Below are 25,623 nucleotides of genomic sequence, written 5' to 3'. Positions count from 1 at the left end.
GTCGCGGTGGATGGCGTCGAGCGCGCGGCCGATGGCCGGGTCGGCCAGCGCGGCGGCCCAGCCGGACAGCGTGCAGGGCTCGTCCTGGGTCTCGAAGTAGGCCCGCAGGACGTACAGCTGCAACATGTCGAGCAGGGACGACACAACGGTGTCCGTGCCGGGGCGCGGGTTGTCGATCTCAGCGGCCAGCAGCTCGACGGCGGCCCGCAGCTCCGGATGGCTGCCGAGCGTCGCGGGCAGGTGGATCACGCCGGGCAGCGAGCTCAGGATCGGGTGAGTCCTGTCGGGGTCGAGCCGGTAGCCGCAGGACAGGATCACCGTCTCGGCCCCGGCGCCACCGAAACCGGCCGAGGCGAACAGCTCGGAATGCGGCCCGCAGTCCGACTCGACCAGCGGCCTCGCGGGATCGTCGGCCAGCCCGAACAGGTCGCCGTGCGGCAGGAACACCAGGTCGCCCATGCTCAGCGGAACGGGCTCGCCATCCGGGGGAATGAGCCAGCAGGACCCGCGCAGCACCACCTGGAAACCCGCGGACCCGGGCGTCGCGCGGAACGACACACCCCAGGGCGCCCGCCAGGAGACGCGGGCGGAGGTGGGGCGCCCGCACCGGATGAAGGCCGCCACGTCGCTCAGCATATCCATGCGGCCAGTCTATGACCTGAGACGCTGGCGTATAAATGTTGGACAGCAGCGCATTCAGTATCTCAGCAGGTCTCCCTACGGTGGTTCACGTAACCGATTGAGGGAGCATTGACATGCTGAGGGTAGGCATCATTCTGGGCAGCACCCGTCCCGGCCGCAACGGCGAGGCGGTGGCGCACTGGGTCCGCGATCTGGCGGTCAAACGAGGCGACGCCGAGTACGAACTCGTCGATCTGAAGGACTACGACCTGGGCAACCTGGACGAGCCCGAGCACCCCGCCATGGGCAACTACCAGCACGAACACACCAAGCGCTGGTCGGCCAAGGTCTCGGCCCTGGACGCGTTCGTGATCGTGACCCCCGAGTACAACAACTCGTACCCCGGCGCGCTCAAGAACGCCCTCGACTTCCTGTACGCGGAATGGAACAACAAGGCGGCCGGTTTCGTCGGCTACGGTGTGGACGGCGCGCCCCGGGCGATCTCGCACCTGCGGCACGTCCTGGGCCTGCTCAGCGTGGCCACCGTGTCGAACCAGGTCGGGCTGTCGATCCACAGCGACTTCGCGGACGGCTTCAAGCCCGCCGCCGCCCACGAGGACCGGCTGAACCTCGTCCTCGACCAGGTCCTCACCTGGGGCTCCGCCCTGCGTCCGCTCAGGGGGTGAGCCGGCGACGGGCGGGCGTCCCCGTCGGCCGCCGCCCCGGCGCCCTCCGTCTGGCCCCGGATGATGACCGAGACGAGATTCTCATGGTGTTGACGCCGCTGTGACCTGCACTGGCGGATCCTTGTGCGGCGAGTTCCCTCGCGGCGGCACGGATCTCGTCCAGCAGGACCACGAGATCGTCCTCGGTGGTGGCCGGGGGGAGGACGCAGGCGCACAGTGCCGCCGTTACCCCCGGGCCGCCGCGAACAGGGGCACGCCCCTGTGATTCGGCCTTTCGAAACGCGCCATTACAGGATGTTGTAATTCTTGTAAAGAGCGATCGTTTACGAACACCCATGCCGATCTTGACGAAGATCCGTTCCGGCATATCAGGTTATTTCGTTTCATTGTTAGGCGATGGCAGAAATCTGCCATGAGAGGCATCCCCCAGACAAAGGCAGAGCCCATGGTCAAACGAGCCCTCGCAGCCGTCGCCCTCTCCCTCGTCACATTACTCGGATTAACACTGCCCGCCTACGCGGTGACACTGGAGCAAAAGCTCGCCGCACTTTCCGGTTTCAGTCAGCCCACGGCGTCCAGCGCCGCCAGTTGGCGCTCTGCCTGGCAGAACCAGGCGGGCTGGGCGGACTACGCCTTCGACTGGTCGACCGACCTCTGTTCGAGCAGCCCCGACCAGCCACTCGGCTTCGACTTCAGAATGCCGTGCCGGCGTCACGACTTCGGCTACCGCAACTACAAGGCGGTGAGCCAGTTCCCGGCGAACAAGGCGCGCATCGACGACGCGTTCTACTTCGATATGAAGCAGGTTTGCGCGGGATATTCCACCATCCCCAGGAACACCTGCAACGGCCTCGCCTGGACCTATTACCAGGCGGTCAGGGAATTCGGCACCCTCAACGTCACCGAGGCGCAGATCGAACGAATCCGCCAGACCGCCGAGCAGGCCGCCCAGACCACCGAGATGTGACCCGTCCCCGCGGGATCACTCCCACCCGCTGACCGCCGCCGGGCCGGTTTCGTGCCGGCCCGGCACGCCCGGGGGCAGCCGTGGCGACGGTCGGGAAGGGTTTGGCCGCACAGCGGCCGGCTCGAATTCCCCGTGTACGGCCGGACTCCCGGTGAATGTTCGCATCGGCCGGGCTTAATCCATGTCGACGTTGTCGAGGAGTTGGAGAAGGCGCGAGAGCACTTGGACGCAGGCCACGCATCCGGCGCGGAAACGAATCACCGTGCGGTCGCGTCGATGACGGTGACTCCAGCGGCGAGCAGGCGGCTGGGCTGGAGTCCGAACATGCGGTGGAAGGCCTCGCTGAAGTGGGAAGGGCTGGCGAATCCGGCATCGGCTGCGGCGGTGGTGAGGTCGCGTCGTTCGGCTATCAGTTCGGCGACGCGCAGCATCCGGGTCCACAGTCGGTAGCGGCGGAAGCTCGTGCCGGTGTGGGCCGGGAACAGATGCAGGAACCGTGAGGTGGACAGGCCACAGCCGATGGCGAGTTCCTCGGCTGAGACGGTCCGGTGCACCTCGGCACGCAGGCGCGCGACGGCGTCCTGTATGCGGGCGTCGATCTGGACGGGCCTGCGGGGCGCGGCCAGATCCAGCCAGTTCGACGCGGAGGTGACCGAGCCTGGCCGAGGGGCGTAGCGGATCAGCAGCCGTTCCTCGCGGTGGGCGAGTCCGAGATCGGAGTCGCCCGAGGTCATCCGCCGTTCGCAGGCCAGCGGCCTGGAGGAGCTCGGATCCAGGTAGCAGAAGAGCATCCGGTCACCCCGGGCGACCAGCCGGTGGGTGAGGCGGGGTGCGATCAGGGCGCTGCGCGCGGTCTGTACGGGCCGTCCCCGCGTCTGCACGGTGAAGACGTCGTCGAGCCCGATCGCAAGGCAGGCAACCGAGCCGGAGTGTGCCTCCAGGTCCAGCGCCGGTCCGTGGTAGATGGCCTGACCCGGCCACAGCCAAAGTACCGCGCCGGGATCGCGGCAGGTTTGTGAAAGCGGTGATCTGCTCACAGCGGCATCATCTCCCGCGAACGACTCTTTCGAGACATGGGGAGCGAGCCTATGGCCACCGTGGTCATCATCGCCGTGGCGGTCTTCTTTCTGGGGATGGGCGTGTCCGGACTCATCGCGCCCGCCGCGCTGATCAGGCCGTTCGGGATGGTCGCGGAGCTCGCCGAAGCACGGGCGGAGATACGCGCCGTGTACGGGGGGTTCGGCGTGAGCATCGCGGTACTGCTGGCCCTGGCGCTCGCCGATGTCGGCGGAATCCGTCGCGGTGCGGTGGTGGCCGTCGCGGTGGCGCTGTTGGGCATGGCGTTCGGGCGGCTGACGGCGCACGTCGTCGAGCGGCCCTCAGCGTTCTACCCTTCCTGGCTCTACTTCTGGGTCGAGGTGGCCGGCGGTGCTCTCCTCCTCACCACCGGCTGGTGAGCGCGGAGGCGTCTCATCGGGTGTCCCCCCGAAGACGACCGTTCGCCACCCTGGTGTCCGGTGGGCCATCGGTCGCCCCCAGCCAGTAGTAGTACCGGCTCCGGTTGGTGTCGCCGGTATGAGAAGCCGGTACGAGAAGATATCGAGCGCGATTTTGTGACAGGCTTTCGCGCCAAATCTTCGGCGTCCCCTCGCCCGTCGAGACCTGAGCCGTAAGGCCTTCATTCTCCCCAAAAGCTTTCCCCCTTATTAGGAGACGTATAGCGTTATTTATCGGACCAAGGGCGGCTGGGGTCGTCCGCCTGTGAGGCCAGGGGAAGGGAATGCCGTGTCCGGTCCGCACCCGCTGGCCGAAGACGATCCCCGGCAGGTCGGTGACTATCGGCTGACCGGAGTGCTGGGCGAGGGCGGCCAGGGGGTGGTCTATCTCGGCCAGGCGCCCTCCGGACAGCCGGTGGCGGTCAAGACGCTGCACGCCCGGATGGCCGCCGACCCCGCAGCCAGGGAACGTTTTCTGCGCGAGGCCGAGATCACCCGCCGCGTTGCGGCCTTCTGTACCGCACGGGTCATCGACGCGGGGATCGCCCGGGACCGGCCCTACCTGGTCAGCGAGTACGTCCGAGGCCCTTCTCTGGATGAGCTCATCGCCCAGGACGGGCCACGCACCGGCGGCGGGCTGGACCGGCTGGCGATCACCACCTTGACGGCACTGGCCGCGATCCATCGGGCCGGCATCGTCCACCGGGACTTCAAACCGAGCAACGTGATCATGGGGCAGGAAGGGCCGGTGGTCATCGACTTCGGCATCGCCCGCCTGCTGGAACACTCCACCACGGGATCCGCCCTGATAGGGACCCCCGCCTACCTGTCGCCCGAACAGCTCAACGGACACCCGGCCGGTGCGGCCTCGGACGTGTTCGCCTGGGCCGCCACCATGGTCTACGCCGCCACCGGGCATCCGGCTTTCTCCGGCGCGATCCCGGTAGTGGTGATCAACGCGATCGTGACCCGCGAACCCGACCTGGCGGGCGCGCCCGACCGGCTGCGCCCGCTGCTGGCCGCCTGCCTGGCCAAGGATCCCGCTGCCCGGCCTGGCATCACCGACCTGTTCACCGCTCTCACCCACGAGACGCCCATCAAGGACCACCCCGGCCCGTCTTCCGAGCCTCCACATGACCGTGATCCGGTGCAGGCCGGTGCGTCGCCCGCAGGCTCCCGCGAGGTCAGGGCCGGGCCGGGCACGGCGGAGCAGGATGGCGTGGTACCGCTGCTGATCTCAGCGTCATCTGATCGACGGTCCTCCGCGGCCATCGGACACGGCGGGGCCGGCCGGATACCCGCCACGGGGCCGAAACCGGACCCGCCTTTGACCGATGAGCCCAGTACCGCCGACCCCGGCCTCTCCATGGCGGTGCCCACGGCCGGGAGGACACCGTCTCCGTACCGCCACACCAGGCGTCGCCTGGGGACGGTTCTCGCGGCGGCGGTCGTTGTCATCTTGATCTCCACCGCCTTCTGGCTGAAGCCCGTCTTGACGGACATTCCTTTCGGCACCCTTATCCGCGAAACCTCCACCGGTCATCAGAAGTGGGTCCTGTCGGTGGCGGTGGGGCAGTTGGACGGTCGCCCGGTGGTGGTCTCCGGCGGCTACGACGGCACGGTGCGGGTGTCGGATCTGGCCACCGGCACTCCCATCGGCGAAACCTTCACCGGTCACGAAGGACCGGTCTGGTCGGTGGCGGTGGGGCGGTCGGACAGCCGCCCGGTGGCGGTTTCCGGTGGTCTCGACGGCACGCTGCGGGTGTGGGACCTGGCCACCGGTGCGCCGATCGGCAAGTCCTTCACCGGCCACCAGGGCTCGGTCGAGTCGGTGGTGGTGGGGTGGTTGGACGGCCGCCCGGTGGTGGTCTCCGGTGGTCTCGACGGCACGGTGCGGGTGTCGGATCTGGCCACCGGTGCACCGATCGGCAAACCCTTCACCGGGCACCAGAAGTGGGTTCTGTCGGTGGCGGTGTGGCAGTTGGACGGTCGCCCGGTGGTGGTCTCCGGCGGCGGCGACGGCACGGTGCGGGTGTCGGATCTGGCCACCGGCACTCCCATCGGCGAAACCTTCACCGGTCACGAAGGGCCGGTCGAGTCGGTGGCGGTGGGGTGGTTGGACGGTCGCCCGGTGGTGGTCTCCGGCGGCGGCGAAGGCGATCACACGGTGCGGGTGTGGGATCTGGCCACCGGTGCGCCGATCGGCAAACCCTTCACCGGGCACCAGAGCTGGGCCCTGGGCCTTGCGGTGGGGCAACTCGACGACGGCCGCCCGGTGGTGGTCTCCGGCGGCTACAAAGATCACACGGTGCGGGTGTGGGACCTGGCCACCGGTGCGCCGATCGGCAAACCCTTCACCGGCCACCGGGGCTTGATCGAGTCGGTGGCGGTGGGGCGGCTGGACGGCCGCCCGGTGGTGGTCTCCGGCGGTGACGACGGCATGATGCGGGTGTGGAGTCTGGGGCCACCGTACCCACTGCCCGCTCCGTGACCGGGGTTCGGACGGGTGGCGACCGCTGGGCGGAGCCGAAGGCGTTCATTCCCGTCAAGCCGAGTCCGCTTAACGCCTGCGGAAAAGGGCCTTGAGCCGACCGACCATGCCATCGTGGTGGCCGTGTGGGAGTTCCGGCAGGCATCGCGGACTCCCCGCTCACTCACACGTCCAGGGTCACCGCGCAGGTCCAGCCGTGGGGTTCACGAAGGAAGCGCAGGTCGTGCAGGGCGACCGCTTTGGGGACGGCGCCGATCTGGGAGATGGTGGCGACATCGGCCATGTCCAGCCGCAGCCACAGCCCGCCTTGATCCTCACCCGCTTCGACGCCGCAGGGGATCCTCGCGGTGGTGTCCATGCGGTAGATCACCTCGTCGAGCGCTGTCACGAGCTGGTCCTCGGGGAAGCCGGGGCCGATGCGTACCGTCTGGACGGCGCAGCCTTCGGCGTGGCCGAGATCGGCGAAGCCTTCGATCATGGCGCGGATCGCTTCGGCGATGCACTCGGCGGCGGTGGGCGCCCACGCCTCGATGCGGGCGTCGGCGGTGTGGGGCAGGGCACGGTGGCCTTTCACCGGGATCAGCCCTTCACCACGCCGAGCGGGACCAGCCGGGCGACCCTGCGGCACAGGCCGGCTCCGACGCCGGCGGCCACCACGGCGTCGACGTCCTTGTAGGCGGTCGGATCCTCCTCCGCCAAGCCGCGCCAGGACGAGCCGCGCACGGCGATGCCCTGCGCCTCCAGCCGGTCGCGCAGCCGGCGTCCGTCGGTGGAGCGGGCGGCTTGGTGGCGGCTACGGGTGCGGCCGGCACCGTGGCAGGTGGAGTGGAAGGCATCTGCGCCGGTCACGCCGGTGAGTACGTGGGAGGCGGTGCCCATGGTGCCGGGAATGAGTACCGGTTGGCCGTACGGTGCCAGATCGGCCGGTAGGTCGGGGTGGTGCGGCGGGAGTGCCCGGGTGGCGCCCTTGCGGTGTACGCACAACCGCATCCCCTCGTGTACCTCGATCTTGGCGAGGTTGTGCGACACGTCGTAGACCAGGTCCACGGTGGCGCCGGTCACGTGGCGGAACGCTGTGCGGGTGGCCTCGGTGAGCAGTTGCCGGTTGGCCCTGCTGTAGTTGGCCGCGGCGGCCATCGCGCCCAGGTAGGCACGGCCCTCGCGGGATTCGACCGGGGCGCAGGCGAGTTGCCGGTCCGGGACGCTGATGCCGTAACCCGGCATGGCCTTTTCCATGACGCGGACATGATCGGTGCAGATCTGGTGTCCCAGGCCACGCGACCCGCAGTGGATCATCACGCATACCTGGCCGAGCCGGAGGCCGAACGCGGCCGCCACCGCCGGGTCGTAGATCTTCTCGACCGCCTGGACCTCCAGGAAGTGATTTCCGGAGCCGAGGCTGCCGACCTGGACCAGGCCTCGTTCGACCGCGCGGGGGCTGACCTGTGCCGGGTCGGCGTCGGCGACCGCCCCAAAGTCCTCGCAGCGGTCCAGATCGCGGGGCAGGCCATGGCCGTGCTGTACGGCGTAGCCCGCACCGCCGTACAGCACCCCTTCGAGCTGCCCCTCGGAAAGCCGCCATAGCCCGCCTTGGCCGATCCCGCGGGGTGTGGTCCTGTCCAACTCGTCCATGAGCCGATTCAGCGTGGTGGCGAGTTGGTCGCGCTGGAGAGCGGCGGTGAGCAGCCTTACTCCACAGGAGATGTCGAACCCGACTCCGCCGGGTGAGACCACTCCGCCCGAGGCGATGTCGGTGGCGGCCACGCCGCCTATCGGGAAGCCGTACCCCCAGTGGATGTCGGGCATGGCGTAGGAGGCGCGCACGACGCCAGGCAGCATGGCCACGTTGACGACCTGCCGCAAGGCCTGCTCCTCGGGAAGCAGGTCACCGGAGGCGAACACGATCCCGGGGACCGGCATGTGCTCGCGCTGGTCGATCCGGAACCGGAAGGGCGTCTCCTGGATGAGTCTCGTGGAAGTGTCGTATCGCGTCATGTCTCGACCCGGCGCATCGGGGTGGCCGCCGCGAGTCCGTCGCCGATCCGCGTCACCGGCCGGTGCCTGCGACGAAACCGCGGCCGATCACCTGCTGGGGGGATGTGGAGGCGTGCCGACGGCTCATGCCGTGTCATCCCCCGCCCTTGACGAGGCCGGCGGCGAGCAACAGTTCGTGAGCGAGTCGCGCGGCCTGCTCGGGGTGCATCTGCCCGGGCTCCTCCATGGGGCTGGCCTCCATGCCCCGCGCGAGGGCCAGATTGGCCTCGGCCAGCACCTGGATCTGTTTCTCGATCCTGCTGACCCGGGCCTTGAGAAGGTTCAGTTCGACCTCAAGCGAATGCGTTTCCCCGGACGCCGGAACCGTACTGGGTTTGGACTGAGACATCAGATCCACCTCCCAGGAAGTGTTCTCCTTCTCACCCTTGCCGGGGCCGACACTCGCGGCACAGGGACTTACGTCCTTCGTTGGCCGGTCCTTAGGTCCCATCGACGAGGACCGTTCCGGTGCCGCCGGAGCCGGCGTGAGGGACGACGACCACTTGCTGATCATCTTCATAGATGATCCTGCCGAGGGTCGTGGTGCAGATCGGCCTCAGCGGGGAGCCTGTGAGAGCGCGAGTTGCCGGAGGAAGACGGCGTTGGACGGTGACGTGCGCAGACCGTCGAGTATCCCGGTGAGCGCCTGCTCGTGGTTCAGGCCCGCGAGCACCTGCCGGAGCTTCCAGATGATCTCTCGCTCGTCGTCGGCGAGGAGCAGTTCCTCCCGCCGTGTGCTGGAGGAGGTCACGTCCACGGCGGGGAACAGGCGCTGCTCGGCGAGAGTCCGGTCAAGCCGCAGCTCCATGTTGCCGGTGCTCTTGAACTCCTCGAAGAGGTAGTCGTCCATCCGCGAGCCCGTCTCGACGAGCGCGGTCGCGAGGATGGAGAGCGAGCCGCCCTCCTCGGTCGCGCGGGCCGCGCCGAACAGCCGTTTCGGCTGGTGGACGGCGTACGCGTCGACCCCACCCGTCAGCGTCTTGCCGCCTTTCGGGGCGATGACGTTGTACGCCCTGCCGAGCCGGGTCAGGGAGTCCATTAGGACGACGACGTCCCGGCCACGCTCGACGAGCCGTTTGGCCCGCTCGATCGCGAGTTCGGCGAGCGCCGTATGGTCGCGTTCGGGCTGGTCGAACGTCGAGGCGATCACCTCGCCGCGCACCTGCCGGCGGAAGTCGGTGACCTCCTCGGGGCGCTCACCCACAAGTACCACCATGAGGTGGACAGTGGGATGGTTCGCTGCGATGGCGTCGGCGATCGCCTTGAGCGCCATGGTCTTCCCGGTCTTCGGTGGCGCGGCGATCAGACCGCGCTGCCCCAGGCCGACCGGGGTGATGAGGTCGATCAGGCGGGTGATCGATGATCCCGTCTCCAGAAGCAGGCGGCGGTGGGGGTGAACGGGCGTCATGTCGGCGAAGTGCGGCCGTGCGCTGCCCGGCTCCGCGCCGTCGATCGACACCACCTCGGCCGGCTTGCCGTACGGCTTGCGCAGGAGTGCCGTGATCAGGTCGCCCGGGCGCAGGCCGAGTGCTTTCACCTGTGCGGCGGGCAGGCAGGCGTCGTCCTCGCCCGGGAGGTAGCCGCTCGTCCTGAGGTAGGCCCTCCCGTCGCGGACGTCGAGCAACCCGGTCACCTCCCGTTCTTCGGCGGGTGGGCGTGTGCTGTTCCGGGCTACCGGGGTGGTGGTCGTGGTGTTTCTTTTCGAGGGCTTTTCGGTGGTGATGGTCATGGGCGTTTCCTTAAGACCGGAAATGGGTGATGGAAAGGGGGAATGCGCGCCTATTCGGCCCGATGGCGGGCATAGCGCGATGAAGTTCTGGCAGGCGGCGGGCGGTTCACGCGCACAAAGAGAGGTGCGTGATGACGCCGTCCGGTTGCCGAACGGGAAGTGACGCCCTCAGCAGTGGGCGAAAGCGGAATACCGACGCTCAGCGGCGGCTGGAGAAGGGCTCTGAATCGGAAAAGGGATCAGATCGATCACATCGACGAGCCACTTACACGGTAACACCATCCCCGGGGTCGAACGCAACCCAGGATCCTGGCGTACCACCTGCCGAGGACGAGAGACCCTCAGGCGGATGTGACGCTGGAGCGGCCCAAGCCGCGCGGCACCACCGCCGTGGTCGAACTGATCGACCACCGGCTGAGCGAGTTCGCCGACCGGTACGCCGCCACCTATGAAGCCGGAACCCGCGCATCACCGATTTGCGCCGGCCTCCGGAGGCCACCGCGTGGCGTCGAGGAGGCGGGTGCCGAGTGTGCGCAGGTGTTCGATGAGTTCGGGTGGTTCGTGCACCTCGAAGGCGACGCCGATCTGCGCGACCCATATTGCGAGTTCGTCGAGGGAGTTCGAGCCGGTGTTGAGCACGCACGCATCGTCGCCGTCGGGTTCGACGGTTGCGACCGTCGGCGGCATCCGCGCGGCGATGACGTCGGCGGGGGCGTGCATCGTGAACCGGCCGCGGTAGCGGTATGGGCTGACCGAGATCTGCTCGGCGACGTAGCGGGCCAGGTCGCCGCCGGGTGGCTGCCGGGGAGCGAAGCGTGGCCCGTTCGGCGAGCACAGGCGCATCCGGTCGACGCGGAAGGTGCGCCAGTCGGACCGGGTAGTGTCCCAGGCGACCAGGTACCAGCGGCGGCCCGAGCTCACCAGCCGGTGCGGCTCGGCGGTGCGGCGGGCCTCGGTGCCGTCCTGGACGCGGTAATCGAACCGCAGGCTGTCTCGGTCACGGATGGCCGAGGCGATCGCGGTGAGCACCGTCGGGTCCACGGCATCGGCCGTGTTCGCCAGCGGGAGGGTGGCCGTGCGCAGGGCGCCGACGCGGTGCCGGAGCCGGGGCGGGAGCACCTGCTCGAGTTTGACGAGTGCACGGACCGAGGTGTCCCCGATCCCGGCCACGCCGGAGATGGCGGCGGTGCCGAGTCCGAGGGCGACCGCGACCGCCTCGTCATCGTCGAGCAGCAGCGGTGGAACACCCGTGCCGGCGCCGAGACGGTATCCGGGCGTTCCCGCGGTGGCGTGCACGACGTACCCCAGCGCGCGCAGCCGGTCCACGTCGCGGCGGATGGTGCGGGCCGAGACGCCGAGGCTCTCCGCGAGCTCCGTGCCCGGCCAGTCCTTCGGCGTCTGCAACAGCGACAGCAGCCGCAGTAGCCGGGCCGATGTCTCCAACATGGCGACCATCCTAGGACAGAACCTGACCTAACTGGCTCCTATCGTGGCAGACATGAACGGCGACACGCAGATACACCGGTTCCGGATCGACATCCCGCAGGAGCGGCTGGAGGACTTGCGCGCCCGGCTGGCGGCGACACGCTGGCCGGACGAACTGCCCGGAGCGGGCTGGTCCTACGGGGTCCCGGTGGGCTACGCGCAGCAACTGGCCGAGTACTGGCGGACCGGTTTCGACTGGCGCGCCGCTGAGACGCGGCTGAACACTTTTCCGCAGTTCACGACGCGGATCGACGGGCAGGACATCCACTTCCTGCACGTCCGCTCGCCCGAGCCGGACGCGTTGCCACTGATCATCACACACGGCTGGCCCGGCTCGATCGCCGAGTTCATGAAGGTGATCGAGCCGCTGAGTGACCCGGTCGCGTACGGTGGCGAGCCGGCCGATGCCTTCCATGTCATCGCACCGTCGATTCCCGGATTCGGCTTCAGCGGGCCGACCACCGAGCCCGGCTGGGACCTGAACCGCGTTGCGCGAGCGTGGGCGCAGCTGATGAGCCGCCTCGGCTACCAGCGCTACGGCGCCCACGGCGGCGACAGCGGCGCGGTCATCTCACCGATGCTGGGCCGCGTCGACTCCGCGCACGTCGCGGGCGTGCACGTCAACGGCGCCCTCGGGTTCCCGACCGGCGACCCGGCCGAGTTCGAGGGACTCACCCCGGCCGAACTCGCCCGGCTCGGCCAATACCAGGACTCCGACCGCAGCGGCTATGCGATCATCCAGGCGACCCGGCCGCAGACCCTGGCGTTCGGCCTGCACGACTCACCCGCGGCCCAACTCGCGTGGATCGCCGAGAAGTTCAAGGAGTGGACCGACCCGGCCCACGAGCTCCCCGAAGACGCCGTGGACGTCGACCAGATGCTCACCGACATCAGCATCTACTGGTTCACCGGGACCGCCGCCTCATCAGCCCGCCTCTACAAGGAGACACAAGCATCATGGGGCGCCGCGTCCGGATACTCGGCACTGCCCCACGGCGTCGCCGTGTTCCCCGGCGACGCCGGCATCCGGAGCATCGCCGAACGCGACCACAACGTCGTGCACTGGTCGGAATACGACCGGGGCGGCCACTTCGCCGCCATGGAAACCCCCGACCTGCTCATCCAGGACATCCGGACCTTCTTCCGCACCCTGCGATGACACGCGAAAACGTTCGCCGTTCGACCTGATCACGTCCGGGTCGGCCCACACCGAGCCGACCCGGACGTGATGAAACGCAGGTCAGAGGGCCTCGTCAACACCTCCAGCCGCCGTGCCGGCGCCAACCGCGACACGCCGGCAGCCTTCAGACCGCTGATCGTATGGGACAGTCGGGGGCATTGTTAGCTACACGGTTTCGAAGCGGGAGCTATGGCGGCGGAGTTTCAGCTCGGCGATTACATTCTGGTACAGGACGGCAGGACCCTTGAAATCTTTCACCGGGACCTGTCCGAGAGCAGCCGCTATCACGTGGCGTTTCTTGGGGTGGATGTCCAGCCGCACGGCGACGGGTTCAAGGTTCGGCTCGGCGCCAGACGGGGCGACGACCAGGTCGTGGGCGGGGTGAGACTGAAGATGGACCAGGAGGAGTTCGCACGGTTTCGTGATTTCATCGCCTTGGCCATCGCGGCACGTGACCGGATGAGCACCTGAACGAGTCCACCTCGCCCTGAACCACAGGGGCTTCGATTCACTCCGAGTTCGGAGTGACTCCCAATGTCCTTCCGGGCCGCCCCCTTTTGCCGCGCCTTCTCCTCCTCGGCGGCGGCCTTCTCCAGGACGCTGAGGACGTCTTGGCCGAGGTGCATCCCGGCGACGTCGTGATGGGCGCGGGCGGTGGTGGAGTCCACGCCGACCAGGGACAGGTCCACCTTGCCGCGTTTTTCGGCTTCCGCGATCAGGCCCTGCGGCAGGGCTTCGAAGACGCCGGCGTCCCTCCACTGCCGGAAGCGGTTGTGCACGGTCGGCCAGGCGCCGAACTCCTTCGGCATCTCCCGCCACTGCCCGCCCGTTTCGAACCGCCAGATCACGCCCTCGAGTGGTAGGTCAGAAGGGGAAGGTCCGGTCCTGGTCGCGTACGGTGACCCACTGGAGCTCGCAGAACTCCTCGGCGGCGAAACCGAGCCCGAAACGTCCCCAGCCGCTGTCCTTGACGCCGCCGAACGGCATGTGCGGCTCGTCGTTGACGGGCTGGTCGTTCACGTGGACGATGCCGACGTCCAGTTTCGCCGCCAGCCGCAGGCCGCGGCGGCTGTCACCCGTGATGATCGAGGCGGCCAGGCCCAGATCCGACCGATTGGCCCGGACGACCGCCTCCTCGGCCGAGGCGACGGCCTCCAGGATCACGACCGGCCCGAAGGTCTCGCCGTGGGCGATCTCGGCTTCGTCGGGGACGTCGGTGAGCACGGTGGCCGGATAGCAGGGCGGCCGGGGGACTCCGCCGGCCAGGATGCGGGCGCCGAGTTCGACGGCCTCGTTGACGCGGCGGTCGAGGAGGGCCAGGGCCCACTCGTTGATGACCGGCCCGACGACCGTCGCCGGATCGCGCGGGTCGCCCGTCGGTAGCGCCGCCACCTTGGCCGCGAACCGCTCGGCGAACTCCTCGGCCAGCGGGTGCTCGACGTAGATCCGCCGTGCGCACATGCACACCTGTCCTTGGTGGACGAAGGCGCCGTAGGCCGCGGCGTCCACTGCGTAACCGACCTCGGCGTCGCCCGCGACGATGAGCGGGTTCTGGCCGCTGAGCTGGAGCACGACGCGCTTGAGGTGCCTGCCCGCCTTCTCGGCGAGGCGCCGTCCCGTCGGCGTCGACCCGGTGAAGTTGATCCGCTTGACCAGGGGATTGGTGAGCATCGCGTCGCCGATGTCGCCGGCCTCGCCCGGGGCGTGGGTGACGACGTTGAACGCGCCGGGGGGCAGGCCGGCCTCCTGGAGGAGTTCCGCCCAGAGCGCGCCGCCGGTGTAGGGGGACTCCTCCGAGGGTTTCAGCACCACGGTGTTGCCGAGCGCGAGCGGCCCGATGGCCGCCCGTCCCGCCAGGGCGAGTGAGGCGTTCCAGGGGGCGATCGCGCCGACCACTCCCACCGGGCGGCGTACGGCCATGGCCTGGGTGCCCTCGATGTCCGACGGGAGCAGTTCCCCGGTCGGCCGGTACGCCAGCTGCGCGGCCTGGCGGAGGAGCTTGAGGGCGAAGTCGACCTGGACGCCGCCGAAGTGGCACCCGCACCCGGTCTCCACCGCGAGGGCGTCGAGGATCTCGGCGCGGCGCCCCTCCAGGAGGTCGGCCGCGCGCAGGAAGATCTGCTGGCGTCGCCAGGGCGACTCCCCGGCCCAGCCGCCGAACGCCGCGGAGGCGGCCTCGATCGCCCGGTGCGCGTCCTCGCCGTCACCGGCGGCGATCTCGCCGAGTACCTCGCCGGACCAGGGGGAACGGTTCGGATACCAGCGTCCGGATCCGGCCGGCGCCCAGTCGCCACCGACGAAGTGCTCGACGCGCGCCTTCCGGCAGCCGCTCGCAGCACGGATCGCCCCGCTTCCGGTGCCCCCCGCTCCGGCCATATGGCTCGATCCTCTCTTTCGCCTCGTCTCGTACGGCCACGCCGCCGGACGCGGGGAGGCCACCTGTGCCACCCGGTCGAACAGCGTTCACCCGATCGAGCCCGTAGTCAAAATGGTTCGAATAGGTGGAACGAAGTCACCATATGCTGACCCCCGTGACCGATGACGAGTCCCCCCGCCCGCGCGGCCGCGCAACATCCGACCCCTCCGGTTCCTTCTCCGTGTCCCTGGAGCGGGGGCTGAGCATCCTGTCCGCCTTCACCGGGAACCGCTCGGTGCTGGGGATCGCCGACCTGGCACGGGCCGTCGGCCTCAACAAGAGCACGACGCACCGGTACGTCGCCACCCTGACCAAGCTGGAGTACATCCAGCAGGACCCGGAGACCAAAAAGTACTTCCTCGGCCCGCGGGCGATTGACCTCGGGTTCGCGGCGATCGACTCCATGGAGCTCACCCGCGTCGCCGGACCCCTGCTCCAGACCCTGGCCGACGAGACGGGGTTCACGGCCAGCATGGGGCTGTGCGACGGACCCGACGTCGTCTACGTGGACCGCAGGCGAAGCGGCCGGCGCAGTTCCCTGGCCATGGACCTCAACCTGCACGTGGGCTCCCGGCTGCCCGCCTACTGCACCGCGATGGGCAAGGTGCTGCTGGCGTACCGGGACCCGGTGGCGCTCAGGCAGATCCTCGACCGCACGGACATGGCACGCCGGGGGCCGAAGACGATCACCAACCGGGAGCAGCTGACCGCCGCCCTCGCCAAGGTGCGCCAGAGCGGCGTCGCGGTGAACGACGAGGAACTGGCCCCGGGGCTGCGGTCGTTCGCGGCTCCGGTGCGGGATCGTTCGGGCGAGGTCGTCGCGGCGGTCAACGTCGCCGTTCACCTCACCGTCGCGCCGACCACCGTCGAGGCCCTGGCGGGACGGGTCGAACCGCCGCTCCGGCGCGCCGCCGCCGAGATCTCCAAGCGCCTCGGATACCGCCCACAGCCCTAAGTCGTTCCAAACACGCAAATCGCGTTCGAACTTCCGGAACACAGTGTTGCTCTGGTGTTAACGGGACCGTACGGTCGGCTCAACTTTCCGCCACCCGGATGTCCGTGCCGTCTCCCAGCCGCGAGGTGGCCGAACGAGTTCCCCCCAAGGCAACACAGAGCAACGCGGTGTCCCATGAAGAGCGCCTCCGCTCGGACACCGTCAAAGAAGGAGTTTGGCGTGAGCGACATCTCTATGGACGGACTGGGCCGCCGTTCCTTCCTCAGGACGGTCGGTCTCGGTGCCGCGGCCCTCGGCGGCGGCTCGCTGGTGAGCGCCTGCGGCGGGCTGAAGGGCACGGGCGGTTCCTCGTCCGACGTGCTCAAGATCGGATATGTCAGCCCTCAGACGGGCCCGCTGGCCGGCTTCGCCAGCGCCGACAACTTCGTGGTCAAGCAGATCCAGGAGGCGTTGCGGAACGGGTTCACCTCCGGCGGCAAGAAGCGCACGCTCGAGATCGTCGTCAAGGACACGCAGTCGAACCCCAATCGCGCCACCGAGGTCACCCGGCAGCTGATCAACAGCGACAAGGTCGACCTCATCGTCGGCTCCTCCACGCCCGACACCACCAACCCCGTGGCCGATCAGTGCGAGGCCAACGGCATCCCGAACGTCACCACGATCGCTCCGTGGGAGGCGTGGTTCCACGGCCGGGGCGGCAAGCCGGGCGAGGGTTTCAAATACACGACGCTGTTCTTCTTCGGCATGCAGGAATTCGCCGACTGCTTCTTCCCGATGTGGGAGCGCATGGACGTCTCGAACAAGAACGTGGCGTCCCTGTGGCCCAACGACACCGACGCCAACGCGTTCCGCCGGGGGCTCGGCCCGATGATGGAGAAGGCCGGCTACACCGTGGTCGACGGCGGCGCCTACCAGGGCGGCGCGACCGACTTCACCGCGCAGATCGCGAAGTTCAAGGAGTCGGACGCCGAGCTGTTCACCTGCACCCCGATCCCCCCGGACTTCCAGACCTTCTGGAAGCAGGCCCGGCAGCAGGGCTTCCGGCCGAAGCTGGCCACCGTCGCGAAGGTCATGCTGTTCCCTTCGGAGGCCGAGGCCCTCGGTGAGCTCGCGAACAACATCGCCACCGACTTCTGGTGGAGCCCCGCCCACCCGTACACCTCCACCATCGACGGCAAGAGCGCCAGGCAGCTCGCCGACGGCTTCGCCGCGGCCACCGGCAAGCAGTGGACCCAGGCCCTCGGCTCGGTCTACTCCCTGTTCGAGATCGCGGTCCAGGCGTTCAAGGAGGCGAGCGACCCCAAGGACCGCGACGAGGTGGCCGCCAAGCTGCGTGGCATGAAGATCAACTGCATGAGCGGGAACCTCGACTTCACCGCGGGCCCGCAGCCGGGCATCGCCATCCAGCACCCGGTCGGCGGTCAGTGGCGCAAGGGCGAGCGCTTCCCCTGGGACGTCGTCATCGTCGACAACTCGGCGAACAAGGACGTCCCCGTCGGCGGCGACCTGATGCCCACCAACGCCTGATGGCCTCGCCACTGCTGCACCTCGACGGCGTCACCAAGAGCTTCGGCAAGGTGACCGTCGCCAGGGAGCTGACGCTTTCCGTCCAGCCGGGTGAGGCGCTCGGGATCGTGGGGCCGAACGGAGCCGGAAAGTCCAGCCTGTTCGCCATGATCTCCGGTGACCTGCGCCCCGACAGCGGCGCGGTGTGGTTCGAGGGGCGGGAGGTCACCGCCGTACCGCCGCACGCCCGCACCCGGGCCGGCGTCGGCCGCACCTACCAGGTGCCCCGGCCCTTCGAGCACCTGACCGTGTTCGAGAACGTGCTGGTCTGCGCCCACCAGGGCGCCGGGCTCAAGGGCAGGCAGGCCTGGACGCACAGCATGGACGTGCTCGACGGCACCGGCCTGGCCGACCTCGCCAACACCCCCGCGGGACGGCTCACCCTGCTTCAGCGCAAGCGCCTGGAGGTGGCCCGCGCCATCGGTACCGCGCCCCGGCTGCTGCTGCTGGACGAGGTCGCCGGCGGGCTGACCGAGCCGGAGGTGGTCGAACTGGTCGAGGTGGTGAAACGGCTGCACACCGAGGGCCTCGGCATCGTCTGGATCGAGCACGTCGTGCACGCGCTGGTGAAGACGGTCGGCCGGATGGTGTGCCTGGCCGGCGGCGACGTGGTCGCGGACGGCGAGCCGATGGCGGTGCTCGCCGACCCGAAGGTACGCGAGCTCTACCTGGGCGGCGGCCCGGAGACCGGCCTGACCGACGAGGAGGGCTCATGACGCTGCTGTCGATCCGCGACCTCACCGTGCACCACGGCCGGCTCCGCGCCGTGGACGGCCTCAGCCTGGACATGGAGAAGGGCGAGGTGCTCGCGGTCATCGGCGCCAACGGCGCGGGCAAGTCCACGTTGCTGCGCGCCCTGGCCGGGCTCAATCCCCTGACGTCGGGGAGCATCCACTTCAAGGGGCGCGACATCACCCGCTTCCCCGCGTACAGGCGCGTGCCGGAGGGGATCGCCCTGGTGCCGGAGGGGCGGCGGCTGTTCCGCTCCCTCACGGTAGAGGAGAACCTGCTGACCGGGGCGTACCGCAGGCGTCCCGGCCCCTGGACCGTGGCCCGGGTCTACGAGCTGTTCCCCTGGATGGCCGACCGGCGCAGGCAGAACGCCGCACAGCTGTCAGGCGGCGAGCAGCAGTCGGTGGCCATCGGCAGGGCGCTGCTGTCCAACCCCGACCTCCTGCTCATCGACGAGCTGTCGCTGGGCCTGGCGCCGGTGATCGTACGCCGCATCTACCAGGTGCTTCCGGACATCGTCGCCAGCGGCACCACCGCGCTGATCGTCGAGCAGGACGTCTCCCAGGCCCTGCGGGTGGCAGACAGGGTGCACTGCCTGCTCGAAGGCCGCTCCGTCCTGCACGGACGTCCTCAGGACCTGACCTCGGAACAGGTCGAGCACGCGTATTTCGGGATCGGAGCGGCGCCGGCCGAGACCGCAGGGAAGGGACGAAACTGACATGGGTTGGCTCAACGCCGTTATCCAAGGGCTACTGCTCGGCGGGCTCTACGCGCTGTTCGCGACCGGGTTGTCGGTGATGTTCGGCGTCATGCGGATCGTGAACCTCGCACACGGCGACCTCGCGGTGGTCGCCTCGTTCCTGGCGCTGGCCCTGATCAGCGGAACCGGGCTCCCCCTGTGGGTCGTGCTGGTCGTGACCGTGCCGCTGTTCGCCGTGCTCGGCTATCTCACCCAGCGGGTGCTGCTGCAACGCAGCCTGTCCGCGGGGCCGCTGGCGACTCTGCTGGTCACCTTCGGCCTGTCCATCGTGCTCCAGAACGTCCTGCTGGAGATCTTCTCCGCGGACACCCGCACCCTCGACGGAGGCTCCTTCGCCACGGGCTCGTTCGAGCTTAGCGGCTCGATCTCCGTCGGCTACCTCTCGCTGACGACGTTCCTGCTGGCCTGCCTCGCCCTGGCCGGCATCCAGCTGTTCCTGTCGCGCACCGGCCTTGGCCGGATGCTGCGCGCCTCGTCCGACGACCGGGAGACCGCGAACCTGGTGGGCGCCGACAGCCGGCACGTCTACGGCATCGCGACCGCCATCGCGTTCGCCACCGTCGCGCTGGCCGGCCTGATGTTCGCGATCCGCTCCTCGTTCGACCCCGCGATCGGCCCCTCGCGGCTGATCTTCGCCTTCGAGGCGGTCGTCATCGGCGGTCTCGGGTCGCTGTGGGGGACACTGCTCGGCGGCATGGTCCTCGGCGTCACCCAGTCCCTGGGGGCGCAGATCGACCCCGCGCTGACCCTGCTCGCCGGCCACCTCGTCTTCCTCGCCGTCCTGGCTTTCCGGCCGCAGGGCCTGCTCGCAGGACGGACCGCATGACCATCTCCCAGACGCTGACCGCACGCGCGGCGGTGGCGGTGGACGTGAGCCGCGCCGCCCGTTCCTCCCACCTGTCGGCCGTCGCGATGCTGATCGCCGTCGCGGTGCTCGCGGCGCTCCCGTTCCTGGTGTTCAGCACGGTCACCGACACCCTCGTCAACCTGTTCGTGCTGGTCGCGCTGGCCGGCATGTGGAACCTGCTCGCCGGATTCGGCGGGCTGGTCTCGGTGGGGCAGCAGGCCTACATCGGCATCGGCGCCTACAGCGTCATCGCGCTCGCCGACCTGGGCGTGCAGCCCTACCTCGCGGTGCCGCTGGCCGCGCTCACCTGCGCCGTCTTTGCGCTGCCGACCTCGTGGCTGGCCTTCCGGCTGCGCGGCGACTACTTCGCCGTCGGGACCTGGGTGATCGCCGAGGTATACCGGCTCCTGGTCGTACGGGTGGACAGCCTCGGCGGCGGTAGCGGCAAGGGCCTGACCGGGCTCTCCGGCATCGACCAGGTCCTGCGCGGGGCGCTGACCTACTGGACCGCGCTCGTCCTGGCACTGGCCACGATCGCCGGATGCTACCTGTTGCTGCGGGGCAGGCTCGGCCTGTCGCTCATGGCCGTACGCGACGAGGAGACCGCCGCGAGCTCCGTCGGGATCGACGTACGGCGGGCCAAGCAGGTGGTTTACCTCGTCTCGGCGATCGGTTGCGGCGCGGCCGGCGGGGTCATCACGGTGAGCTCGCTCAGTGTCAACCCCGACGCCATCTTCAGCGTGCAGTGGTCGGCGTACATGATCTTCATTGTCGTCATCGGCGGCATCGGCTCCATCGAAGGTCCCCTGATCGGGGCGGTCGTCTTCTTCGGGCTGCAGCAGCTGCTGTCCGACTACGGCTCCTGGTACCTGGTGCTCCTGGGCGCCATCGGCATCGCGGCGGCGCTCCGGCTCCCGCGGGGGTTGTGGGGGCTGGTGCGTGACAGGACCGGTCTGAGCCTGTTCCCCGTCGGCTACTTCGTCCGGAAGCGGGACACCGATGTCGTCTCCGGTTGAGACGGTCGCTCGTACGGCGACCGTCGCCTCGGCCGCCATCGCCCGCGGTGAGCTGTCGCCCGCCGAGCCGTGGCTCAACGCGTACGCGACGGTGACGGCCGGCGAGGCCCGGGCGTGGGCGTCGGCGCTCGCCACCGACGGCCCGCACGGTAGAGCGGCTGATCCCGCCGCTGCCTTCTCCCAACGTCCCCCCGAGTCTTGAGGAAAGAACGCCATGAAGGTGACCGCCGCCGTCGTCGACGAGCTCCACGAACCGTTCCGCATCGAAGAACTCGATCTCGACGAGCCCGGGCCGGGCGAGGCGCTGGTGAAGATCGTCGCCTCGGGAATCTGCCACACCGACGAGATCACCCGGCACGGGGACCTGCCGATGCCGTTCCCCGGCGTGCTCGGCCACGAGGGAGCCGGGGAGGTCGTGGCCGTGGGCGACGGCGTCACCCGGGTGCGGCCGGGCGACCACGTGGTAATCGGCTGGCCGTCGTGCGGCGCCTGCCGCAACTGCCGCGACGGCGAGCCGCGCTACTGCGCCCGCCTCGGGGAGGCCCTGTGCGGAGGCGGGCGACTGCTCGGCCCGCGCGCCGGGCAGACCGCCCTGCGCCGCCCCGGCGGCTCACCGGTGCACAGCCACTTCTTCGGCCAATCGTCGTTCTCGACCTACTCGCTCACCTGGGCCGACGCCCTGGTCGTGGTCCCCCGGGACGCGCCGCTGGACCTGCTCGGCCCGCTCGCCTGCGGCATCTCGACGGGCGCGGGGGCGGTGTTCAACACGCTGAAGCCCGGCCCGGGATCGAGCCTCGTGGTGTACGGCGTGGGCGCGGTCGGGCTGGCCGCGGTGATGGCCGCCCGGCTCTCCCCGGCCACGACGATCATCGCGGTGGACCGGCATCCGGCCCGCCTCACCCTGGCCGAGGAGTTCGGCGCCACCCACACCGTCCACGTCTCCGAGGCCGACCCGGTGGCGGAGGTGCACCGGATCTGCGGCGGGCCGGCCGACTACGCCATGGAGTGCACCGGCGTCATCCCCGTCGTACGCCAGGCGGCCGACAGCGTGGGAATGCTCGGGACCTGCGTCCTCATCGGCGGCGCGCCGGCGGGCGCGGAGTTCGGCCTCGACCACCTGTCGACGCTGTGGGGCAAGCGGGTCGTCGGCACCCTGGGCGGCAGCGGCCGCAGCGAGACGCTCATCGGCACCCTCGTCGAACTGCATCGCCAGGGACGCTTCCCGTTCGACCGGCTGGTGCGGTTCTACGACCTGACCGACATCGACACAGCACTGCAAGACAGCCGCCAGGGCGACGTGCTCAAGCCCGTCCTGCGCATGAGCCACTGAGGACAACAGGAAAGGACACCCGCTGTGGGACTTCTCGACGACGTCGACTGGCAGGGGAACATCTTCAAGAACGGCATGTGGACCACCGGGCGGGGAGGCGACTACGCGGTCGTCGAACCGGCCACCGGTGAGAAACTCGGCCGGATGGGGCTGGCGACCCCCGAGGACGTCGCCGAGGCGGGGGAGACGGCCACCAGGGCCCAGCGGGAGTGGGCGGCGATGCCGCACACCGCGCGCGCGGCCGTCCTGCGCAGAGCCGGAGACCTGTGGCAGCGCCACGCCGAGGAGATCAGCGACTGGAACATCCGTGAGGTCGGCGCGGTCCCGGGGATGGCCGGGTTCGCGCTACACGTGGCGGCGGAGGAGTGCTACGAGGCGGCCTCGCTGCCGAGCCGGGCGATCGGCGAGGTCCTGCCATCGGAGCAGCCGCGGCTGTCCATGGCGCGGCGGATGCCGGCGGGCGTGGTCGCGGTGATCTCACCGTTCAACGTGCCGATCATTCTCGGCATCCGGTCGGTCGCCCCGGCGCTCGCCCTCGGCAACGCCGTCATCCTCAAGCCGGACCCACGCACCGCAGTCACCGGTGGCACGCTCATGGCGCGCGTCTTCGAGGAGGCCGGCCTGCCGTCCGGTGTCCTGCAGATGCTGCCCGGCCGCGCCGATGTCGGCGAGGCCCTGGTCACCGACCCGAACGTCCGGGTCATCTCGTTCACCGGCTCGACCCCCGTGGGCCGCCGTATCGGCGAGCTGGCGGGGCGGCATCTGAAGCGGGCGCATCTGGAGCTCGGCGGGAACTCCGCGCTGCTGGTGCTCGACGACGCCGACGTGGACGCGGCGGTGAACCTGGCCGCCTGGGGGTCGTTCTTCCACCAGGGGCAGATCTGCATGACGACCGGGCGTCACCTGGTCTCCGCGCGGCTGTACGACGACTTCGTGGAACGGCTCGCGGAGAAGGCCGGCAGGCTTCTGGTGGGCGACCCGAAGTCCGGCGCGGTCGCGCTGGGGCCGGTCATCGACGCGGGACAGCGGGACAAGATCCACCGCATGGTCACGGCGAGCGTGGAACAGGGCGCGAAACCGGTGTCCGGCGGAACGTACGACGACCTCTTCTACCGGCCGACCGTGCTGGCCGACGTCCCCCTCACCGCGCCCGCCTTCGCCGAGGAGGTGTTCGGTCCCGTCGCGCCGGTCACCCGTGTGTCCTCGGCCGAGGAGGCCGCCGAGCTTGCCGCGGCGGGCGAGTACGGGCTCTCGCTGGGCATCGTGACACGTGACGTGATGCACGGGCTTGCCGTCGCGGAACGCATCCCCACCGGCATCGTGCACATCAACGACCAGACCGTGAACGACGAGGCCAACGCGCCATTCGGCGGCGTGCGGGCGTCCGGCACCGGGGCCCGCTTCGGGGGCGCCGCGGCGAACATCGAGGCGTTCACCGAGACCCGCTGGATCACCATGCGCGGCGAGCCCGCGCGCTATCCCTTCTGAGGGCCTTCCCACCACGCGGCCGGCTGGACCCGGGCCGGCCGCGTGCCGCGCCACTGCCTGGCCTCCGGTGGAGGAGTATCCGCCCATTTGGAGGTGATTAGGCCCTTTTGGTGATTTGACTACTTTGCGTTGGGAGCGCCAGCGGAGGATCAGGCATTGCTGACGAGTCAGCGCTCGGGCGCCGGGCGGCGTATGGCGGTGCGGAAGGCGATCGGGGTCGTGCCGGTGCGGTGGTGGAAGTACTTGCTGAAGTTGGTGGGGCTGGAGAAGCCGAGTTGGGCAGCGATGTGGGCGGCCGGTTGGTCGCCGTGCGCCAGCAGACGTTTCGCCTCCAGGATGATGCGGCGGTCGATGAACTCCTTGGCGCCGATGCCGGCGGTGGCCAAGGTGGCGCGGGAGAGGGTCCGCGGCGAGTAGCCCAGTGTCCGGGCGTAGTCCTCCACCTTGTGGCTGCGCGGGAAACCGCGCTCCACCGCGTCGCGGAAGCGCAGGTAGGTCTCCTCCGTCTCCGGGGCGAGGGCGCCGGCGGGTGAGGTCAGGTGGGTCAGGCGCAGCAGCAGTACGGCCAGCAGGTGACGGAGCGCGGCGATGTGCGCCTCCAGGGGCAGCCGTCCCAGGGCGTTGAACTCGTGCCGCAGGTGATCCGTGGCGGCGGTCAGTGCCCGCAGGTCCTCGCCGGTCGCGGTCCACACCGGCGAGGTGTGGACGTCGTCCAGGCGAGCGATGTCGGCGGTGGCCGGATCGGGGAAGTCCGGCTCGAACAAGATCAAGGTGCCCTCGGCCTGGGTCAGGTCACCCCACTGGTGGACCTGCCCGGGCCGGAGCCAGAGCCACATCCCGGGTGTGAGGGCGTAGTCGGTGAAGTCGACGATGTGCCGCAAGGAGCCGCCGGTGAGAGCCAGCAGGTGGTGGAACGCGGGCCGCTGCGGCTGACCCAGGTGTCGCCCGTCGATACGGGTCCGTAGATCGGCCAGCGACATCACCTCGATGGTGGCAGGGGTGCCGACCGGTGCGGCGAAGGCGACCTCGGGGATCCTCCGCCTGGCGACGTGTCGATTTTTCACCATCATCAGTCACCAGCGTACTCACCATCACCTCAGATCAATCCCTAGTTTTGAAGGTGTCACCGCGTATCGGAAATGAACCGGTGACGGCTATAGGCAAGACCGTAAGACAAGCGGGTGGGGGCACGTGCGGTTGGCTTCGGCACCCGCCGCGACCGGTGTCGTGACCTTCATCCGGTACGGGAGTCGCATCCCGTCCCCGGCTGTTCGGGCATCCGGCAGCCCCGATAAGAGCCTCCACCGACGATCGTCAATCCCCCATCGACAGGGAGCACATGTCATGACCACCTCGAACGACGCCAAGGCCATCGTGCTGGCGGCCGCCGACCGGCTGTTCGGTGACAAGGACCCGTCGGCCGTAGACCGCTGGGTCGCCCCCGGCTATGTCCAGCACAGCGCTCTGATCGCCGACGGCCCCGAGGCGCTGCGACAGCTGGTGGCGGACCTGCCTCGGGAGTTCCGCTACGAGGGCGCTCGCGTCATCGCAGACGGTGACCTGGTCGCCCTTCACGGCATCTACCATGGGTTCGGACCTCAGCCGCTGGTCGCCTTCGACATCTTCCGGGTGGAGAACGGCAAGCTCGCCGAGCACTGGGACGCCCTGGCCCCGGTCGCGCCTGCCACGGTCTCCGGCCGGTCCCAGACCGACGGCCCGGCAGAGGTCACCACGCCGGGCACGACCGAGGCCGGCCGCGCTCTGGTCGGCGAGTTCGCCGAAAAGGTTCTCGTCGGCGCCGACTACACGGTGCTGACCGACTAC

The 25,623-nt window shown here is 69.5% G+C and carries 25 protein-coding genes and 1 pseudogene; 16 read left to right on the top strand and 10 right to left on the bottom strand.

Annotation, left to right across the window (positions count from 1 at the left end; genetic code table 11):
• On the bottom strand, positions 1-642 hold a 642-nt coding region (locus tag ABZ260_RS17840; RefSeq protein WP_355618417.1), incomplete at its 3' end, for a cupin domain-containing protein.
• A gap of 113 nt (positions 643-755) precedes the next feature.
• On the opposite strand from ABZ260_RS17840, the gene ABZ260_RS17835 reads away from it, so the two are divergent.
• Both ABZ260_RS17835 and ABZ260_RS17830 read left to right on the top strand, forming a co-directional pair.
• Positions 756-1,307: an NAD(P)H-dependent oxidoreductase gene (locus tag ABZ260_RS17835; protein ID WP_355618414.1), complete on the top strand. Its 552-nt coding sequence runs from the start codon at positions 756-758 to the stop codon at positions 1,305-1,307.
• A 445-nt stretch (positions 1,308-1,752) separates the two neighbouring features.
• Complete coding sequence (locus tag ABZ260_RS17830; protein WP_350951769.1) at positions 1,753-2,274, top strand: phospholipase; 522 nt, start codon at positions 1,753-1,755, stop codon at positions 2,272-2,274.
• Between the two features lie 257 nt (positions 2,275-2,531).
• Here the strand turns inward: ABZ260_RS17830 and ABZ260_RS17825 are convergent, their stop codons facing one another.
• Positions 2,532-3,311 (bottom strand): AraC family transcriptional regulator, encoded by a 780-nt coding sequence (locus ABZ260_RS17825; RefSeq protein WP_355618410.1) that lies wholly within the window; start codon positions 3,309-3,311, stop codon positions 2,532-2,534.
• A gap of 51 nt (positions 3,312-3,362) precedes the next feature.
• Between ABZ260_RS17825 and ABZ260_RS17820 the strand changes: the two genes are divergently transcribed.
• A complete protein-coding gene (locus ABZ260_RS17820; protein ID WP_355618407.1) occupies positions 3,363-3,731 on the top strand; it encodes a DUF4345 family protein in 369 nt (122 codons plus the stop codon).
• Positions 3,732-4,059: 328 nt separating this feature from the next.
• Positions 4,060-6,261 (top strand): serine/threonine-protein kinase, encoded by a 2,202-nt coding sequence (locus tag ABZ260_RS17815; RefSeq protein ID WP_355618404.1) that lies wholly within the window; start codon positions 4,060-4,062, stop codon positions 6,259-6,261.
• A 163-nt stretch (positions 6,262-6,424) separates the two neighbouring features.
• Here the strand turns inward: ABZ260_RS17815 and ABZ260_RS17810 are convergent, their stop codons facing one another.
• The 5 genes from ABZ260_RS17810 to ABZ260_RS17790 form a co-directional block, all read right to left on the bottom strand.
• On the bottom strand, positions 6,425-6,835 hold the full coding sequence (locus ABZ260_RS17810) for an archease (RefSeq protein WP_355618401.1): 411 nt from the start codon (positions 6,833-6,835) through the stop codon (positions 6,425-6,427).
• 5 nt (positions 6,836-6,840) lie between these two features.
• Positions 6,841-8,256 (bottom strand): RtcB family protein, encoded by a 1,416-nt coding sequence (locus tag ABZ260_RS17805; protein ID WP_355618398.1) that lies wholly within the window; start codon positions 8,254-8,256, stop codon positions 6,841-6,843.
• Positions 8,257-8,389: 133 nt separating this feature from the next.
• Positions 8,390-8,815 carry a hypothetical protein gene (locus tag ABZ260_RS17800; RefSeq protein WP_355618395.1) on the bottom strand — a complete coding sequence of 142 codons (426 nt, stop codon included), beginning with the start codon at positions 8,813-8,815 and terminating at the stop codon, positions 8,390-8,392.
• A 36-nt stretch (positions 8,816-8,851) separates the two neighbouring features.
• Positions 8,852-10,024 carry a transcription termination factor Rho gene (gene rho, locus ABZ260_RS17795; protein WP_355618392.1) on the bottom strand — a complete coding sequence of 391 codons (1,173 nt, stop codon included), beginning with the start codon at positions 10,022-10,024 and terminating at the stop codon, positions 8,852-8,854.
• A 468-nt stretch (positions 10,025-10,492) separates the two neighbouring features.
• Positions 10,493-11,470: a WYL domain-containing protein gene (locus ABZ260_RS17790; RefSeq protein WP_355618390.1), complete on the bottom strand. Its 978-nt coding sequence runs from the start codon at positions 11,468-11,470 to the stop codon at positions 10,493-10,495.
• Between the two features lie 52 nt (positions 11,471-11,522).
• Here ABZ260_RS17790 and ABZ260_RS17785 point away from each other — a divergent pair, with 52 nt between their 5' ends.
• Positions 11,523-12,668 carry an epoxide hydrolase family protein gene (locus ABZ260_RS17785; RefSeq protein WP_355618388.1) on the top strand — a complete coding sequence of 382 codons (1,146 nt, stop codon included), beginning with the start codon at positions 11,523-11,525 and terminating at the stop codon, positions 12,666-12,668.
• A 210-nt stretch (positions 12,669-12,878) separates the two neighbouring features.
• Positions 12,879-13,160 (top strand): hypothetical protein, encoded by a 282-nt coding sequence (locus tag ABZ260_RS17780; protein WP_355618385.1) that lies wholly within the window; start codon positions 12,879-12,881, stop codon positions 13,158-13,160.
• A gap of 83 nt (positions 13,161-13,243) precedes the next feature.
• Here the strand turns inward: ABZ260_RS17780 and ABZ260_RS17775 are convergent.
• Positions 13,244-13,543 (bottom strand): annotated as a pseudogene (locus ABZ260_RS17775) (transposase); the annotation flags it as partial.
• Positions 13,544-13,553: 10 nt separating this feature from the next.
• On the bottom strand, positions 13,554-15,065 hold the full coding sequence (locus tag ABZ260_RS17770) for an aldehyde dehydrogenase family protein (protein WP_350911053.1): 1,512 nt from the start codon (positions 15,063-15,065) through the stop codon (positions 13,554-13,556).
• A gap of 155 nt (positions 15,066-15,220) precedes the next feature.
• On the opposite strand from ABZ260_RS17770, the gene ABZ260_RS17765 reads away from it, so the two are divergent.
• The 9 genes from ABZ260_RS17765 (at position 15,221) to ABZ260_RS17725 (ending at position 23,799) form a co-directional block, all read left to right on the top strand.
• Positions 15,221-16,060 carry an IclR family transcriptional regulator gene (locus ABZ260_RS17765; RefSeq protein WP_355618381.1) on the top strand — a complete coding sequence of 280 codons (840 nt, stop codon included), beginning with the start codon at positions 15,221-15,223 and terminating at the stop codon, positions 16,058-16,060.
• 219 nt (positions 16,061-16,279) lie between these two features.
• Positions 16,280-17,587: an ABC transporter substrate-binding protein gene (locus tag ABZ260_RS17760; protein WP_355618378.1), complete on the top strand. Its 1,308-nt coding sequence runs from the start codon at positions 16,280-16,282 to the stop codon at positions 17,585-17,587.
• Positions 17,587-18,342, top strand: a complete 756-nt coding sequence (locus ABZ260_RS17755; RefSeq protein WP_350951785.1) for an ATP-binding cassette domain-containing protein — start codon at positions 17,587-17,589, stop codon at positions 18,340-18,342. The genes ABZ260_RS17760 and ABZ260_RS17755 overlap by 1 nt, the downstream gene beginning before the upstream one ends.
• Positions 18,339-19,076, top strand: a complete 738-nt coding sequence (locus tag ABZ260_RS17750; protein ID WP_355618374.1) for an ABC transporter ATP-binding protein — start codon at positions 18,339-18,341, stop codon at positions 19,074-19,076. Before ABZ260_RS17755 ends, ABZ260_RS17750 begins: the two co-directional genes overlap by 4 nt.
• Position 19,077: 1 nt before the next feature.
• A complete protein-coding gene (locus ABZ260_RS17745) occupies positions 19,078-19,944 on the top strand; it encodes a branched-chain amino acid ABC transporter permease (RefSeq protein ID WP_355618371.1) in 867 nt (288 codons plus the stop codon).
• Positions 19,941-20,981, top strand: a complete 1,041-nt coding sequence (locus tag ABZ260_RS17740; RefSeq protein ID WP_355618368.1) for a branched-chain amino acid ABC transporter permease — start codon at positions 19,941-19,943, stop codon at positions 20,979-20,981. Before ABZ260_RS17745 ends, ABZ260_RS17740 begins: the two co-directional genes overlap by 4 nt.
• A complete protein-coding gene (locus ABZ260_RS17735; RefSeq protein WP_355618365.1) occupies positions 20,965-21,183 on the top strand; it encodes a hypothetical protein in 219 nt (72 codons plus the stop codon). Before ABZ260_RS17740 ends, ABZ260_RS17735 begins: the two co-directional genes overlap by 17 nt.
• A gap of 12 nt (positions 21,184-21,195) precedes the next feature.
• The gene (locus ABZ260_RS17730) at positions 21,196-22,311 is read left to right on the top strand and encodes an NAD(P)-dependent alcohol dehydrogenase (protein WP_355618362.1); all 1,116 of its coding nucleotides are present in this window, start codon (positions 21,196-21,198) and stop codon (positions 22,309-22,311) included.
• Positions 22,312-22,386: 75 nt separating this feature from the next.
• Positions 22,387-23,799, top strand: coding sequence for a benzaldehyde dehydrogenase (locus tag ABZ260_RS17725; RefSeq protein ID WP_355618420.1), 1,413 nt, complete (start codon positions 22,387-22,389; stop codon positions 23,797-23,799).
• A 167-nt stretch (positions 23,800-23,966) separates the two neighbouring features.
• Here ABZ260_RS17725 and ABZ260_RS17720 read toward each other — a convergent pair whose 3' ends face one another.
• Positions 23,967-24,869 (bottom strand): AraC family transcriptional regulator, encoded by a 903-nt coding sequence (locus tag ABZ260_RS17720; protein ID WP_355618359.1) that lies wholly within the window; start codon positions 24,867-24,869, stop codon positions 23,967-23,969.
• A 274-nt stretch (positions 24,870-25,143) separates the two neighbouring features.
• Between ABZ260_RS17720 and ABZ260_RS17715 the strand changes: the two genes are divergently transcribed.
• Positions 25,144-25,623 (top strand): nuclear transport factor 2 family protein (locus ABZ260_RS17715; protein WP_355618356.1); only part of this gene is annotated, 480 nt, incomplete at its 3' end.

This window comes from Streptosporangium sp. NPDC006013 (assembly GCF_040614275.1).
GTDB lineage: Bacteria > Actinomycetota > Actinomycetes > Streptosporangiales > Streptosporangiaceae > Streptosporangium.
The sequence above is the reverse complement of the archived record's forward strand: the minus strand, read 5'-3'. Positions and strand labels throughout refer to the sequence as shown.